At 41.6% G+C, this 16,773-nt stretch carries 13 protein-coding genes and 4 tRNA genes; 3 read left to right on the plus strand and 14 right to left on the minus strand.

All coding sequences use genetic code 11. The annotated features are described in order from the left end of the window. Positions 1-116 precede the first annotated feature (116 nt). The 14 genes from hflC to orn form a co-directional block, all read right to left on the minus strand. Complete coding sequence (gene hflC / locus AC19MV_RS05375) at positions 117-995, minus strand: protease modulator HflC (RefSeq protein WP_432399966.1); 879 nt, start codon at positions 993-995, stop codon at positions 117-119. Between the two features lie 2 nt (positions 996-997). After that, positions 998-2,158: an FtsH protease activity modulator HflK gene (gene hflK, locus AC19MV_RS05380; protein WP_432399967.1), complete on the minus strand. Its 1,161-nt coding sequence runs from the start codon at positions 2,156-2,158 to the stop codon at positions 998-1,000. A 33-nt stretch (positions 2,159-2,191) separates the two neighbouring features. Continuing rightward, positions 2,192-3,499: a ribosome rescue GTPase HflX gene (gene hflX / locus AC19MV_RS05385; RefSeq protein ID WP_432399968.1), complete on the minus strand. Its 1,308-nt coding sequence runs from the start codon at positions 3,497-3,499 to the stop codon at positions 2,192-2,194. A gap of 19 nt (positions 3,500-3,518) precedes the next feature. Continuing rightward, positions 3,519-3,776, minus strand: coding sequence for an RNA chaperone Hfq (hfq, locus tag AC19MV_RS05390; RefSeq protein ID WP_011638750.1), 258 nt, complete (start codon positions 3,774-3,776; stop codon positions 3,519-3,521). An 84-nt stretch (positions 3,777-3,860) separates the two neighbouring features. Further along, a complete protein-coding gene (miaA, locus tag AC19MV_RS05395) occupies positions 3,861-4,787 on the minus strand; it encodes a tRNA (adenosine(37)-N6)-dimethylallyltransferase MiaA (protein WP_498306182.1) in 927 nt (308 codons plus the stop codon). A 1-nt stretch (position 4,788) separates the two neighbouring features. Further along, positions 4,789-6,663 carry a DNA mismatch repair endonuclease MutL gene (gene mutL, locus AC19MV_RS05400; protein WP_498306184.1) on the minus strand — a complete coding sequence of 625 codons (1,875 nt, stop codon included), beginning with the start codon at positions 6,661-6,663 and terminating at the stop codon, positions 4,789-4,791. A 1-nt stretch (position 6,664) separates the two neighbouring features. Beyond that, positions 6,665-8,005 (minus strand): N-acetylmuramoyl-L-alanine amidase, encoded by a 1,341-nt coding sequence (locus AC19MV_RS05405; protein WP_498306186.1) that lies wholly within the window; start codon positions 8,003-8,005, stop codon positions 6,665-6,667. A 7-nt stretch (positions 8,006-8,012) separates the two neighbouring features. Further along, positions 8,013-8,471 carry a tRNA (adenosine(37)-N6)-threonylcarbamoyltransferase complex ATPase subunit type 1 TsaE gene (gene tsaE, locus AC19MV_RS05410; RefSeq protein WP_432399972.1) on the minus strand — a complete coding sequence of 153 codons (459 nt, stop codon included), beginning with the start codon at positions 8,469-8,471 and terminating at the stop codon, positions 8,013-8,015. A 173-nt stretch (positions 8,472-8,644) separates the two neighbouring features. Continuing rightward, positions 8,645-9,100: a hypothetical protein gene (locus AC19MV_RS05415; protein ID WP_432399973.1), complete on the minus strand. Its 456-nt coding sequence runs from the start codon at positions 9,098-9,100 to the stop codon at positions 8,645-8,647. 734 nt (positions 9,101-9,834) lie between these two features. Beyond that, positions 9,835-9,910: transfer RNA gene (locus AC19MV_RS05420), tRNA-Gly, on the minus strand. A 150-nt stretch (positions 9,911-10,060) separates the two neighbouring features. Then, a tRNA-OTHER gene (locus AC19MV_RS05425) sits at positions 10,061-10,154 on the minus strand. A gap of 22 nt (positions 10,155-10,176) precedes the next feature. After that, positions 10,177-10,252: transfer RNA gene (locus AC19MV_RS05430), tRNA-Gly, on the minus strand. Between the two features lie 135 nt (positions 10,253-10,387). Next, a tRNA-Gly gene (locus AC19MV_RS05435) sits at positions 10,388-10,463 on the minus strand. Positions 10,464-10,666: 203 nt separating this feature from the next. Continuing rightward, positions 10,667-11,212 (minus strand): oligoribonuclease, encoded by a 546-nt coding sequence (gene orn, locus AC19MV_RS05440; RefSeq protein ID WP_498306188.1) that lies wholly within the window; start codon positions 11,210-11,212, stop codon positions 10,667-10,669. A gap of 112 nt (positions 11,213-11,324) precedes the next feature. On the opposite strand from orn, the gene rsgA reads away from it, so the two are divergent. From rsgA to AC19MV_RS05455, 3 genes are all read left to right on the plus strand, one after another. Beyond that, complete coding sequence (gene rsgA / locus AC19MV_RS05445; RefSeq protein WP_432399975.1) at positions 11,325-12,383, plus strand: small ribosomal subunit biogenesis GTPase RsgA; 1,059 nt, start codon at positions 11,325-11,327, stop codon at positions 12,381-12,383. Positions 12,384-12,438: 55 nt separating this feature from the next. Next, a complete protein-coding gene (gene asd, locus AC19MV_RS05450) occupies positions 12,439-13,332 on the plus strand; it encodes an archaetidylserine decarboxylase (protein WP_498306190.1) in 894 nt (297 codons plus the stop codon). 211 nt (positions 13,333-13,543) lie between these two features. After that, entirely contained in the window at positions 13,544-16,750 is a 3,207-nt protein-coding gene (locus tag AC19MV_RS05455) for a mechanosensitive ion channel domain-containing protein (protein ID WP_498306192.1), read from the plus strand. Positions 16,751-16,773: the final 23 nt, after the last annotated feature.

The following is a 16,773-nucleotide window of genomic DNA, read 5'->3' on the forward strand; positions in this document are numbered from 1 at the left end:
AGTCATCTGATACTAAAGAAAGGGATTTTTCGAAAAACTGAATTTGAATTGCAGATACAAAAAAGCTCAGTATTAACTGAGCTTTTTGTCTTTTTTGCACTAAAGCTAATTAACGATTATTTACCGCTAGACGATTTCATGTACTTAAAGAAATCACCTTCTGGCTCTAACACCATCACGTCGTTTTTACCTGCAAAACTTTCTTTATAGGCTTCTAAACTGCGTAAAAAGTTATAAAACTCAGCATCTTTGCTGTAAGTATCAGCGTAAATCTTGGCAGCAAGTGCATCACCTTCACCACGTACGGTAAGGGCTTTACGTTCAGCTTCAGCAATCTTCACTGTTACGTTAGCATCAATCGTTGCGCGAATAATTTCAGCTTGTTCTTTACCTTGTGCACGATGCTCTTTCGCCACAGCTTGACGTTCAGCACGCATACGTTGGTAAATACTGTTACTCACATTAGCAGGTAAGTTAATTTGCTTAACTCGTACGTCAACAACTTCAATACCTAAGTTTTCAGCGCTTTCAGATGCATTTTGTAGTGCATCGGTTTGCAACTCGTCACGCTTACCGGATACGATTTCTTTAATCGTACGGCGACCAAACTCAGTACGTAAATCGTTATTGATTTTGGCTTGTAATAAGCTTTCTGCATTGGCTTTAATACCGCCGTTGGTAGAAAGATAATACTTTTCAAAATCATGAATACGCCACTTAACATACGAATCAACCATTAAGTCTTTCTTTTCAGAAGTCACAAAACGATCGGCTGCGCCGTCTAATGTTTGAATACGCGCATCTAGGTATCGCACTTTATCAACAACGGGTAGCTTAAAGTGTAAACCTGGAGCAAACACTTTAGTCACGTCATCGTCTTTCAGGACTTTACCAAAGCGAGCAACGATTGCACGTTCGCCTTCGTTAACCACCATTAAAGATGAAAAACCAACGCCTAAGATGACAATCAAAATGATCAGAGCAAATCTACCCATGATTAGTTCCTCCCTTGGCGAAGACGCTCTTCGCGGCTGAGACGTCCATCAGACGACATGCTAGTGATCGGTGTATTTACGCCGGTGTTTGATACTGAGTTAACATGACGTTCAGCTTCTGGCTCAGCTTCTTGGCGCGAGCTTTTAGACGCATCCATTAACTTATCCAAAGGCAAGTACATCAAGTTGCCATTATTTTTAGCATCAATTAACACTTTGTTCGTATCAGACATGACCGCTTGCATCGCATCTAAATATAAACGATTACGTGTTACTGCAGGCGCAGCGTTGTACTCTGGTAATAGCTTTTCAAAACGAGCAACTTTACCTTGAGCTTCTAACACTTCACGTTGTTTATATGCATTAGCTTGTTGCGCCATACGTTCAACTTGACCACGAGCTTTTGGTTCAATTTCACGAGCATAAGCTTCAGCTTCACGGATAAAGCGCTGTTCATCTTCCTGAGCAGAAATTGCATCATCAAATGCATCTTTCACTTCTTCAGGTGGACGGGCAGGTAAAAAGTTAACGTCGCGGATCTGTAAACCTAGTTTATAAGGTTCAATGATACGCTCTAACTCTTTCCAGGTGTCACGACGAATCGCATCACGGCCAGTCGTTAGAATGTCATCCATGCGGTTATGACCAATCACGTAACGTAATGCACTGTCTGTCGCTTCACGTAAACTTTCGTTAGCTTCAACTGCACTAAATAAGTACGAATACGCGTCAGATACACTGTACTGAACCACTAATTCGACTTTTACTACGTTTTCATCGGACGTCAACATACTGCCAGAAGCAGGAATCGAACGGAACGTTTCTACGTCTACGGTATACACTTCATCAATAAAAGTGGCTTTCCAGTGTAAACCAGAGCTCACTTCACCAATGTGTTGACCAAAACGAAGTAACACGCCGCGCTCAGCTTCTTTGACTGTATATAATCCCGATAAGCCCCAAATAATTAAGGCAATAACAGCGATTACAATCAATATCGATGAGTTGAATGGTTGGCCAGATGCGGAGTTACCGCCTTTACCACCAAAACGTTTTGATAAGTTACGAAAAACTTCGTCGAGATCCGGTGGCCCTTTATCGTTACCACCTTTATTTCCCCAAGGGTCTTTATTACCCTTGTTACCGGGCTCATTCCAAGCCATTTAGCACTCCATAATTGGATGAAATAAATGAGATTAACAAGTGACGTCTATTTCTGAAGGTTCAAAAATAAATGCCTCTAATTCCCCCTGACTCTGTTTAGCTAATCGGCGCCAATTGGCATCCGATAAACGAACAGATAAAATACAGTTCCCCAGATCGTCATAGTCTTTCTGCTGTATTGCATCCAGTCGATAAAACTGGCCAAGATAATGTCCTGCTGATGCAGGTATTTTCAATGTAAGCTCGCGGATAACCTCACCGATTAACTCGGTAATGGCTTTCAGCAGCAAATCAAATCCAATGCGTTTTTGCGCAGAAACCCATACTCGCTCAGGTTTTCCGTCTTCACCGTAGTCAATACGAGGCGCAAAATCTTCAAGTAGGTCAATTTTATTACAAACCACTAATTGAGTGATTTCATCAGCATCAATTTCTTCCAGTACGCGTTGTACTTGGTCAAAATTTTCTGTCATGTTTTCATCAGCACAATCAACAACATGTAGCAATATTTCTGCTTGACGAGTTTCTTGCAATGTGGCCTTAAACGCCGCCACTAAGTCATGCGGTAGATGACGAATAAACCCCACGGTATCGGCTAAAATCACAGCTCCGTCAGGTAGCGCTAATTTACGCAATGTCGGATCTAATGTGGCAAACAACTGATCGGCTGCATACACATCCGAAGACGTCAGCGAATTAAACAACGTTGATTTACCCGCGTTGGTATATCCCACCAATGATACTGTGGCTAAGTCACTTCGCTTACGTGCACGACGACTTTGCTCGCGTTGTTTGTCTACTTTATCGAGACGACGATTAATGTTTTTAATTCGCCCACGAAGTAAACGACGGTCTGTTTCAAGCTGGGTTTCACCCGGCCCGCGCATCCCGATACCACCTTTTTGCCTTTCTAAGTGAGTCCAACCACGAATTAAGCGCGTTGACATGTGGCGCAATTGCGCTAGCTCCACTTGCATCTTACCTTCATGAGTTCTCGCTCGTTGAGCAAAAATATCAAGAATCAACGTAGTTCGATCTAAAACTCGGCACTGACACACAACTTCAAGATTACGTTCTTGAGCAGGGCTCAAAGCATGATTAAAAATCACTACATTGGCTTCAGTTGCAGCGACCATAGCAGCAAGTTCTTCTGCTTTACCGGAACCAATAAAAAACTTTCGGTCCGGAGAGCGTCTGCTGCCAGTAATCACTCCAACAGAGCGAGCACCAGCAGATTCAACTAACAACTGTAATTCAATTAGATCTTCTCGACGCTCTTCGTCAGAAAAGTCTATGTGAACTAATACAGCTGTTTCACCCGCTTCATAACGATCAAACAAAAATTATATTCCTTTTCAATTATTCAGCATCGCTTTCTTCACCATGGGCAGTACCCTGATGAGCAGAAACATTAAATGGGCGTGCTGGTACTACGGTAGAAATAGCGTGTTTGTAAACCATTTGGCTCACAGTATTTTTAAGTAAGATCACAAATTGATCGAAAGATTCAACCTGGCCTTGTAACTTAATACCATTCACTAAATAGATAGAGACTGGTACACGCTCTCGACGCAATGCGTTCAAAAATGGGTCTTGTAAAGATTGCCCCTTAGCCATTTTCAATTTCCTTTTTTATTTTATAAATATGTTGAATTAAGTTTTATTGTTTAGTTTTAGTATTATACAGCAACGGCTAATAAGCTAGCGGCTTTGTCGCATAAGCGTAACTAAATTCCCTTCTACACCACTTTCAAGCCACTGTAAATCAGGCCAACTCCTCAACCATGTTAATTGACGTTTGGCCAATTGCCTAGTGGCTGCGGTAGCTTTTTCGACCATAGTCGCATGATCAAATTCATTATCAAGGTATTGCCAACACTGTCTGTAACCGACACAGCGCATTGATGGCATCTCTAAATGCAAGTCTCCACGTGCTTTTAAACGCGTGACTTCATCGATAAAACCTTGTTCAAGCATGATATTAAACCGCTTAGCGATTAAATCATGTAATACTTTTCTGTCAGTCGGTGCAATAGCAAATTGTACTACATCATACGGCAAAGCAGCCGACTTAGTCTTCGTTAACTCTGTCATCGTTTTGCCGCTTATACGGTAAACTTCCAAAGCACGCGACAAACGTTGCGGATCATTTGGATGAATACGCTCCCCAGCTACAGGGTCAATACGACACAACTCTTGGTGTAATGCGTCCCAACCTTGGTTTTCTGCCTGCAACAAAATCTGTTGTCTGATAGCTTCATCGGCACTGGGTAAAGGCGATAATCCTTCTAACAATGCCTTAAAATACATCATGGTACCACCTACAAGTAACGGTGTTTTACCACGAGCAATAATATCTTCTATGGCCACAAGTGCATCGCGGCGGAAATCTGCGGCAGAATAGCTTTCGCTTGGATCGAGAATATCAATCAATCTGTGCGGCGCTAAGGCCAATTCTTGTGCTGAAGGCTTAGCAGAGCCAACATCCATACCACGATAAATTAACGCTGAATCAACTGAAATAATTTCACAGTCATGCTGTGTGGCCATGTCGATAGCCAATGCCGTTTTGCCTGACGCCGTAGGCCCCATCAAAAATATCACTTTCGGCCGGTTGATAGTGTTCACGTTAATTATCTTTCATCCAAGTTTGCCAAGGTAAATCAGTAGCCTGAGCATAAACTGTTTGTTTTATTGTATCGTCTAATGAACAAAACTGCTGCCAAACACTTTGCGCAGACTCAAATTGCACTAGGCTTTGTTTCGCTAACCAGTCCGCTATCGCGCTGTCGTTTGGCTGCTCTAGCGCTATCCATTGTAAAAACTCAGGGATAACAATTGCTAATTGGCTCTCCCTCAAATATGGGGGCACTTTTTTAATTATCAACTGCTGATAGCGAATACTTAGTTCAATACCCATTTGACGCAGTAATTGATCACGTGCTGATAATGTTTCACTCCAATCCGGGTCGACAGCAATCGCAATTGGCATCAGTAAGGGTTGTGACACTAAACCATTAGCTAATTTTGCAATGATTTCAGCTTTTCTCACCGCAAACAATACCACTTTAAATGGTAATAATGACAAGGTATCGTCTTGGCAAATAACCCAATGAGCACCTGAAAGTAAAGGTGGCATACTCGTTTGTAAACTGACTTCACTAACGTGTTTTTCATAATGGCCAGCAGGGGTTTGTAATAATTGCCCATAATTAGCAATGGCAGTTTTGGTTATCCCTGTTGAAGCGTTTGCTATAGGCTTTTTATCATAACTTGGCTTAACTGCAGCTGAAGAACCACCAAAAGACGCACCATTCTTACCCGGAACATGCATTGTACCAAAAGGGCTGGCACTATTTATCGGCCGCTGAGCAGCTGGTGTGAATAAATCTGCCTTTGTCTTTGTAAAAATATCATCTGTTGCCGATGTGATTGCCGGTTCATGCATTGCAGCATTGTGGACAGCTTCATGCGGTTCAGGCTCTGTTAGCGCCTCGGTTAACACCAATTGCGGCATTTGTAATAATGCCGACTGTATCGCTTGTAAAATAAAATCATGTACATAACGAGATTGATGAAACCGCACCTCATGTTTCGCGGGATGCACATTAACATCCACTTGATGTGGGTCAAGCGCTAACATCAGCACATAGCCGGGTTGATGATCGATACCATGCTCTGCGAATGCTTGTTTTACTGCATGATTAACCAAACGGTCTCTGACTAATCTGCCATTTACATAGAAAAAGCTGGTATCGGTTATCACGCTATCATGAGGTGATTGTAGGTAACCACTTAACGATAATCCATCATGTTCACACGCAATACTTAACGCTTGCTCGGCAAATGCGCGACCACAGATTTGAGCAAGGCGTTGTTGAGTCTGGATTTCGGTGTTTGCCGGACGATATTGGCGCACTAATTTACCATTGTGCGTGAGTGCAAAATGAATATCACTACGAGCAATGGCTATCCGCTTTAGCCATTCATCAATATGAGTAAACTCAGTTTTATCGCTTTTAAGAAATCGACGACGTGCGGGTGTATTAAAAAATAAATCCACTACTTCGATAGTAGAACCTTGTGGATGCGCAGCCGGCGTCACTTTGACATCCATTTGCGAACCTTCGGCATAGGCTTGCCAAGCTTCAGATTGCTCAGCGGTTTTTGACGTCAATGTTAATCGAGAAACGGAACTAATACTGGCTAATGCTTCACCACGAAATCCAAAACTAAGAATGGCTTCTAAGTCGTCCAGAGTATGCACTTTAGAGGTAGCATGTCGAGACAGCGCCAAGGCCAATTCGTCCTTGGCAATACCAGCGCCGTTGTCACGGATACGGATGAGCTTACTGCCGCCTTTATCAATATCTATATCAACACGGGTCGCTCCGGCATCTAAACTGTTCTCTACCAGTTCTTTAACCACAGACGCAGGCCGTTCAACTACTTCGCCAGCAGCTATTTGGTTAGCTAATTGTGGTGGGAGTAGTTGAATAGCCATGTTAAGCCCTAGGGATTACCAGTGTTTGGCCAATGCGCACCACATCAGATTTTAAATTATTGGCTCGTTTAAGGCTGCTCACAGACACCCTATAACGCTGTGCAATAATCGATAACGATTCACCACGCTTTACACTGTGCTTGGTATTAGACGAACTCGTCGTTTTGGCCATTAAGGTATCAGCAGGCGGGTTATTCTCAAAGTAACGCAACACGCCTTTATAAATGGCATTAGCAAGCTTCTCTTGGTGATTACCGTTAGACAATAAGCGTTCTTCACCAGGATTAGAAATAAAGCCAGTTTCGACCAAAATTGACGGAATGTCTGGCGACTTAAGCACTGCAAAACTGGCTGATTCAGGTTTTCTCTTATGCAAATGCGTAATTGAATCTAGGTCTCGTAAAATATCACCGGCAACAGAATGACTAATTGCCATTGAGCTGTTCATCGACATATCCAGTAACGTCATCGCAAGATACTGTTCGCTGTCAGAGTTTTGAATAATCTCACCAGCACCGCCCAATAACTCCGAGTGTTTTTCTTTTTGCTCTAACCATCGACCAATTTCGCTGTTTGCACGGCGCATAGATAACACCCACACCGACGCGCCACGAGGTTGCGGAGAAGTAAAGGCATCAGCATGGATTGAAATTAATAAGTCAGCTTTACTGTTGCGCGCAAGCTCAGAACGTTTGTTTAAATTCACAAAATAATCACCGCTGCGCGTCATGACAGCACGCATACCCGGTGTAGAGTCCACTTTACGAGCCAAGCGTTTAGCGATTTCGAGCACCACACGTTTTTCGTGCATGCCTGAGGGACCGATAGAACCAGGGTCTTCACCGCCATGACCAGCATCGATAGCAACAATAATATTTCGAGAAGACGGATTTGCAGAACGACTCACAGACGGTTGCGTATTCGATGAACTACCAGCAGCATCTTCTAAATCGACAACTAAACGATTGCCATAAGGTGCGGTAGGAGGAAGGGTAAACAAACTCGATTTAACCGGTTTGGTTAAATCCATCACTAAACGTAGCATGCCCTTTTTAGGCGGAGTGCTAAAACGTATCTTTTTAATAATACTGCTGTTATTGGCAATTTTATCTAAATTTATTTTTGAGCCAGCATCTTGGATATCAACCACTAAACGATGAGGGCCCGTTAAACTAAAGCTGTCATATTTGGGAGCTTGAGTTAAATCAAACACCACTCGTGTTGATTCAGGCGCAGCCCAAATACGCACGCTATCAAGTTGATTTGCTGCCCAACTGGTATTAGGCAACAAAAGCACTAGCGTGGTTACTACACAGGTAAAAAACGTATGTTTAAAATTCATTATTATTTTATTTAATTTTATTTAAAATGGCCTGCCCAGCAGGGGATAAGGCTTGTAATTCGATTTCTCTTTGAGATTCTTTATAACGTAAATGCAAATGGATGTCAGCCTTAGGTAACAAGCCGTGACCATTATCTGGCCACTCTACTAAGCACACACTTCTGTCAGTAAAGTAATCTCGAATACCCATAAACTCCAACTCTTCAGGATCGCTCAAACGATACAAGTCAAAATGGAATACATCCATATTTGCAAACTCGTAAGGCTCAACCAAGGTGTAGGTTGGACTTTTTACAGCGCCTTGATGACCTAAGCTTTGAATAATCCCTCGGCTAAACGTCGTTTTGCCTGCCCCTAAATCACCCGTAAGGTAAAGGGTTAATGGAGGCATCATCCACTGCGCAATTTGTTGCCCTAGCGCAACAGTAGCTTGTTCATTTTCAAGGGTTTTAAACAGGGATGTCATGTGTAAAGTCAGCTTCCGTAAAAAAGAGTTACAAGAATGCTAAATATACCAGAAGTTATGGGTTAACTCCCACTGTTATGGCGGTTATTTTTTGTTAATAAAAAAAACCAGCTATTGGGGATAGCTGGCGAATTCACACTTCAGGAAGTTATTTCAAATTATCAATGCGTCGATTAAATGTCATCCATACGAATTGTGCTATGAACAAGACGTTTTTGCTGCGTTTGTGCCACACGGACTAAATCCATTAATGTGCTCTTAATTTCTTCAGTTGGGCTACTATTTGCCGTTTTTTCAAGTAATGCAATCAAACGGTTTTCGAGATCAAGATGTAACTCGAGCACCTGGTCTTCATGCATATTGGCTGGCAGAGATGCTTCAGCACAACGTTTACTAAAGTCTTCAAAAGTAATGTCTTTATACCAGGTATTTAAAATTCTAGATGGCGCATCTTCTATGTAACTCTCTAGTGTCTCGTAGATATGTCTCTGATGTTGTTGAAAATATGTCAGCATCATTTTAACGCGAGATGAGTCAGCATTACGATCTAAGCGCTTATACAACTTCTCCATATCGAGATGACATTTGGCCACATAATCAAGTAGTTCGCTCAATTGTTGAATACGCATAGCACTTACCTCGTTTAAAGCTCTAACAGCTTAAAAAATTATCTTGAATTGATTATCAAAGATTTCGAGCACAAATTACTTGAGCAATGTCATGTTTTTCATTCTCCAAAGGCTTCTAATTTAGAGATTCATGAAGAAGTGAGCGATAGATCACGCGTTTTGTTGATTGCACAGTATTTTTCTTCACATCTGAAAGCAATAAATAACAACTGAAGAAATGTTGCAGACGAATATGCAGCAGAAATTTGGTATAACTCTTGGGTCTTGGAATATGGAGTAAATAGACATGTAAGCAGGCGTTTCTGAATTGAAGATTGATTTGGATCGACCTTTCTTTTACAAAAAGAGGTTCAAACTGATGACGCTGTTATCACTTCTAGCTTGGCAAACATAAAGGTATCGCATTTTTAAGGGCGCAACTGAGCTAATATTGCAAATCGCAAAATTGAATAGCTTTGAAGATAGAGATTTTAGAGGGTGGGATTTTAAAACAATAAGATTGATTTGGAGTAAGAAAAGTGATTTGGAGCGACATATCTTTTAACAAACAAAGAGAGGTTCGAACTGATGACCGCTTTATGACTTCTAGCTTGGCAAACAAAAAGGTATCGCATTTTCTAAGAGCGCAACTGAGCTAATATTGCAAATCGCAAAATTTGATAACTTTGAAGCTAGAGATTTTAGAGTATGGTATGTTGAAACAATAAGAGAGATTTGGAGTAAGAAAGGTGATTTGGAGCGACATATCAGGTTCGAACTGATGACCTATACCTTGGCAAGGTATCGCTCTACCAACTGAGCTAATGTCGCATATCTAAATCATATTGTAATTTGGAGCTATCTTCTCTAAATAAAGAGAAGTTCGAACTGATGACCTATACCTTAGCAAAAAAGATTGGTATCAACTCTTACAATTAACTCAACTGAGCTAATGTCGCAAATCAAAAAGCATTTGTAATTTGGAGCGACATATCAGGTTCGAACTGATGACCTATACCTTAGCAAAAAAGATTGGTATCAACTCTTACAATTAACTCAACTGAGTTAATGTCGCAAATCAAAAAGCATTTGTAATTTGGAGCGACATATCAGGTTCGAACTGATGACCTATACCTTGGCAAGGTATCGCTCTACCAACTGAGCTAATGTCGCATATCAAAATTATCTGAAATTTGGAGCGAACTTTCTTTTAAACAAAGAGAGGTTCGAACCGATGACGCTGTTATCTCTTTTAGCTTGGCAAGGTATCGCTCTACCAACTGAGTCTAGCTCGCATCATCTGAAATTTGGAGCGACATATCAGGTTCGAACTGATGACCTATACCTTGGCAAGGTATCGCTCTACCAACTGAGCTAATGTCGCGTACTGTGTGCTTCATTTGTAACAGTCAACAAGGTATCGTCTTTCAACCTATGCCAACTGAGCTAATGTCGCATTTCAAATTTTCAAATTTCATTTCAACTTTCTATTATTCAGAGTTTGGCGCTCTGTAGAAAGTTGAGGCCGCATTATAGGTAAATTTTACTATGCTGCAACCCCCTTTTTAAAAAAAATTGTTCGATTGGTTAAATTTTAAATACTTCTTTGCGATAAAACTGCAATTCTGCAATCGACTCTTTAATATCTTCGAGTGCTTGGTGGGTATTTTTCTTGCTAAAGCCATTCATGGTTTCAGGCTTCCAACGGCGCACGAGCTCTTTAACTGTGCTCACATCGATATTGCGATAATGGAAATACTCTTCTAGCTCTAACATGTATTTATTTAAAAAACGGCGATCTTGGCCAATGCTGTTACCACACATAGGCGATGCACCTTTAGGTACATAGTGGGCTAAGAACTCAATGGTTTGCTTAATCGCATCTTGTTCTGAACATTGACTGGCGCGTACACGGTCAATTAGACCAGACTCACCATGGTGTTTTTGATTCCAGTCGTCCATACCTGCTAGCACTGCATCAGTTTGATAAATTGCCAATACAGGGCCTTGGGCAATGATATTGAGTTCTTGATCAGTCACTAGGGTAGCAATTTCAATGACTCTATCGACATCAGGTTCTAAACCCGTCATTTCTAAATCAACCCAAATCAGGTTATTCGTATCAGCAGCCATTTATGTCGCCTTATGTTATCTATCGCCTTAATTCAGGCTTTTTTATAAAAGAGTGTGTATCATACTGTTTTTTTGAGACACAAAAAAACACCTATTTGATGAAGATAAGCCTGTGAGTAAAAAGAAACCCCTAAGCCAAGGTCAATTACGCCGTATGCGTGCGAATCAGACTAAGCGACTAAAACGAAGCGATAATAATGACGCGCCTGAATTACAGGACAATTTATTAGGCCCTGAACAATCGGGAGTAGTGATTTCGCGTTTTGGCCAACATGCCGACATTGAAACAACTGACGGTAAGGTATCTCGCTGTAACATTCGTCGTGCTGTAACCAGTTTAGTGACTGGCGACAATGTCATCGTAAGACTCGCTACCGAAGTACAAGCCAGTTCAAGTATCGGTGGTATTGTTGAAGCTGTCCATCCTCGTAAGTCATCACTCACTCGACCCGATCTTTATGATGGCGTTAAAATTATCGCCTCTAATATCGATCAAATTTTAATTGTGTCATCCGTTTTACCTAGTTTCACGACACAAATTATCGATCGCTATCTGGTTGCCAGTGAAGACACGGATATACCGCCTATCATTATTTTAAATAAAATCGATTTATTAAATGATGAAAACCGTGACGAAATAGAGCAAGCACTCGCCCGTTATGAAGCCATTGGTTATCCTGTTTACAGAGTCAGTAGCCATACCGGTGAAGGCGTTGAAGACATAAAAGCGCTGCTTAATGAAAAAGTCAGTGTATTTGCGGGTCAATCCGGTGTTGGTAAATCATCACTGATCAATGCGTTAATGCCTGAGGCAGAGTTATTAATAGGTGATGTATCTGGCAACTCAGGTTTAGGTCAACACACCACCACCACAGCCAAGTTACTGCACTTTAAAAGTGGCGGCGACTTAATTGACTCTCCTGGTGTGCGTGAGTTCGCGCTGTGGCATTTAGACGCGACACGTGTGGGTTGGTGCTTCATCGAATTTAGAGAGTTTTTGGGTACGTGTAAATTCCGAGACTGTAAACACGGTGACGATCCCGGCTGCGCACTGCGTGATGCACTAGAAGCAGGAAAGATTACCCAAGACAGATTTAGCAACTATCATCGTATTATTGCCAGTTTAGATGAACAACGTCATGCACGACATTTTCGTGCCATTGATGAATAATATATAATCGAAGATGACGAATATGAATCAACAAGAAAATAAAAAGGGAAACACATTGGACTCATTTAAAATTGCTTTGCAATACATGCTGCCAAAACATTTTCTGTCACGTTTAGTGGGTAAGTTTGCGGCTGCAAAAGCTGGGGCGATGACGACGGCGGCCATTAAATGGTTTATCAAACAATATAAAATTGATATGTCAGAAGCGAAGCAACCCGAGCCCGAAGCTTACAAAACTTTTAATGACTTTTTTACCCGCGCATTAAAACCAGAATTACGCCCAATTAACCAAGATGACCATATTATGGCTCATCCTGTTGACGGTGCGGTTAGCCAATGCGGCCCGATTGAAGCTGGCAATATATTTCAAGCAAAAGGCCACAGCTATACATCTGAAGCACTGCTTGGTGGCATTAAGGCTGATGCAGCGCGTTTTGATGGCGGCGACTTTGCTACCATTTATTTAGCGCCAAAAGACTACCACCGCATTCATATGCCAATCACTGGCACCTTGTCTAAAATGACCTACGTGCCAGGCGATCTGTTTTCGGTTAATCCATTAACCGCTCAGAATGTACCGGGATTATTTGCGCGTAACGAACGTGTAGTAGCTATTTTTGAAACCGAATCAGGTCCACTGGCGATGGTATTAGTTGGTGCAACAATTGTTGCCAGTATTGAAACCATTTGGGCAGGCACGGTCACCCCACCAGGCGGCAAACAAGTCTTCAGTTGGGATTACCCAACCACAGGTCCAGAGGCATTAACCTTAGAAAAAGGCGCTGAAATGGGTCGTTTTAAACTCGGCAGCACTGTGGTGATGTTGTTTGCACAAGATGCAATTGAAACCTTTGCCGACGGTGTTGAACCCGGTGAGACAACTCGCATGGGTCAACCATTTGCGAAATTGACTCAAGCATTAACAGACGCTGAATCGGATGAAGAATAAGTAGCGCTAAATAAGCCTTACCGAGCGACTGCTCATAAAGCCGTATTTTGTTAAAATACGGCTTTATTTTTTAGCCACTTGTTAAACATGACTTTATTTCATATCAATTCAAACAAAAGCCCTGTGTTATCGCCTACTGCAACACCAAAAAAATAGAATATAATTAAGTAAATTTGTTACCATTGCCAGACTCCAATTTGAGCCTAGTATTATGTTACGTTTAGCGTCTTTTTTACTGTGTTTTATTATTATCAACATCATGTCGGCATCGACTTATGCCAACACGCCTATCACCCTAGACAAACGTCTTGGTTTGAATACTCAAACTGATAATCAGCCACTTGATATTCAAACACAGATTGCTGAGCTCGAAAGCAGTATTAACGAGCTGCAAATTGAACAACAAACTTACAATAACGTTGAGCGTTCAAACAACGAAACTAAACTGTCGCTCAATCAACAATTACGCGACGCGCAAACTACGCTTAAACTCGACGCCGATATTGACCTTAATCAGCAAGCATCGATGGCGTATTTTCACCTGTCAGAATTAAAAGAAACCGAGTCGTACTTAAACCAACAGTTACGATTAATTACTCAGCGTCAAATTCAGTTACCCGACTTAATTGTTCAAGCCGAAAATGCATTAACCCAACACAATAAAACTCAGCAAGCACCAGCAGACACACCTCTTGGTAAACGTAATAAGTTACAAGCTGAGCTGCTGACTCAACATATTGCGACTCTGCAAGCTGAGCGTTTAGCCAACCCAAAGCAACTGGAAATAACCCAGCTTCAGCAACAAGTTAATCGACTGTCCTTAAGCCAACAAGAAAGCTTTATTGAATTAATTAATAAACACAATATTGAATATCGTCAGCAACAAACAGCCGACACCATTGCCAATAACTTAATTGATGAGCAAGAGTTAGCCGACCCGTTATCGCAAGAGTTAAGCAAAACAAATCAGCAATATGCGCAGCAATTGCAAAGTTTAACCAGCAATCACAATTCGGTCGTAGAACGTCAACAACGGATTGAAAAACGCTACCAATCTCAAAATGCTCAGCTGTCGAATGTGCTTGAGCAAATTACCTGGGTTAAAACCAACTCCGCTTTTGGTGATCGCTTTTTACAAATGTTGCAGTCGTTACCCAAACCACCAAGCTTAGATAAACTGCAAACAGAACTGGCCGATGCACGCCTTAAACGTTATCAGTTAGAACAGCAGCAAGCGTTAAATACCCAGCAACTTGATAACAGTACCCTGTTCAATGAAACACAAGTTAAGTTATTACAATCACAGCAAATATTAATAGAGCAGCTTCTTCAAGGTTACGATCAATACCTTGCTGAGTTTGCTAAATTACGTATTGGATATGAGCAATTAAACCAACTGCACAACACCTTAAAAAATACCCTTAACGAACATCTTTTTTGGGTGCCTAATGCGCCTAGTATTGGAGGCTTATGGTTAATTGACTTAAGCCAAAGCAGCGTATGGTTAGTGCAACCGAGTCAATATGAGGCTATTCAACAAGCTTGGTCTAATCAGGGCAATTTATGGGCTTGGTGGGGCATCTTATTATTGTGCTGTTTAATGGCGCAAGACATGCTAACACCTAAGTTTAACCAAGCAATTGGCCGTTACTCGGTATTTGTCGGTAACGTTACCCAAGACAAATTTAAATACACTATCAAAACACTGATCATCAGTATTGTTTATGCCTTAATTAAACCATTACCGATTATTATTGCCGGAGTCATTTTTATGCGCTCTGAGCACAATGTGGCTTATGCAGTAGGTTCTGGTGTGACAGCGATAGGAATAAGCTACCTTATTTATCGTTTTTTCTACTTACTAACTGTCGATAAAGGCATATTAATTAGCCATTTCAGACGCCCGAAAAAAATTGTCCAACAAGCTCAAAAAACGATGGCATCGTTTGTGATGATTTCAGCCCCGTTAATTGGCTTAATGGGCTTTACAGAAGCGCTCGAAACTTCACTTGTGCGTAACAGCCTGGGGCGTGGTGCGTTTATCGTATTTTGTGTGGTGCTGTTTGTGCTCTACAAAGATGTGATGTTATTGATTGGCCAATACCGTAAAAATAAACCCAATGCGAATAACCTTGAAGTGGTGCAAAAAGCTGTGTGGGCAATACTCATTGTCACCCCGGTATTAAGCGCTATATTGGCGTGTGTTGGTTATTATTTTACTGCGTTCCAACTGCTATTACAGTTACAAATATCGGTACTGTTAGGACTAGGATTTTTACTCACTTATCAGCTTATAAAGCGTTGGATGCTCATCGAGCGCCGCTTAATTGCTTTTGACCGCGCTAAAGCCAAACGTGCAGAGCGCCTAGCACAACGTGAACGGGGCGAACTCAACAATGAACCGATTGAAACTTACGAAGAACCTGTAGTTGATTTAGAAACGATCTCGAGTCAATCGCTAGGATTAGTCAGATCCATTTTGATTTTAGCCTTTTTTGCCAGTTTATTAGGTATTTTAGCGCAAACGCATACAGCGGTTTTTTCATTTTTAGACGGCATCACCTTGTGGACCACCAGCAGCACAGTTAATGGTATTGAACAACAAGTGCCCATCACCTTAAAGTCGATTTTATTTGGCATTATTTTAGTGGGGTTCTCTGCGGTTATCGCCAAAAACCTCCCCGGCTTACTCGAGTTAATGCTATTACAACGGCTCGACTTATCACCTGGCACCGGCTTTGCTATCACTACAATAAGCAGCTACTTAGTGGTGTTTTTTGGCATGTTGTTTGGCTTTTCAACCCTAGGGATGGAATGGTCTAAATTACAATGGCTAGTGGCAGCGCTTTCGGTAGGTTTAGGTTTTGGTTTACAAGAGATTTTTGCGAACTTTATCTCTGGTTTGATCATTTTATTCGAAAAACCGATCCGCATTGGCGATACCGTGACCATTCGCGATCTCACCGGCACAGTAAGTAAAATTCAAATTCGTGCCACCACGATTGTCGACTGGGATCGTAAAGAAATCATTGTGCCCAACAAAGCATTCATTACAGAGCAATTAGTTAACTGGTCTTTATCTGATCCTATTACTCGGGTCATTGTGACCGTATCGGTATCGCGTGATGCCGATCCCGCAAAAGTCGAAACCTTACTGCATCAAGCTGTGCGTGAATGTGAGTTATCCCTTTCGACTCCTGAACCCGAAGTCTGGTTTGCAGGTTTTGGCCAGCACACCCAAGATTATGAAGTGCGTTCGTACGCTAAAGACATGTCTGTTCGTTGGCCACTTCGTCATAGCTTGCATAAGCAAATTAGCCAAAAATTAAAAGAGAACAATATTGAACTTGCGTATCCACAAATGGAAGTTCATATCAAACACGGTTCAAAAGACTCATCAGAGCTCGTTAACAGTTAACATCAGCTCGGGATAAGAGATGA

Source organism: Shewanella sp. MF05913 (genome assembly GCF_059758095.1).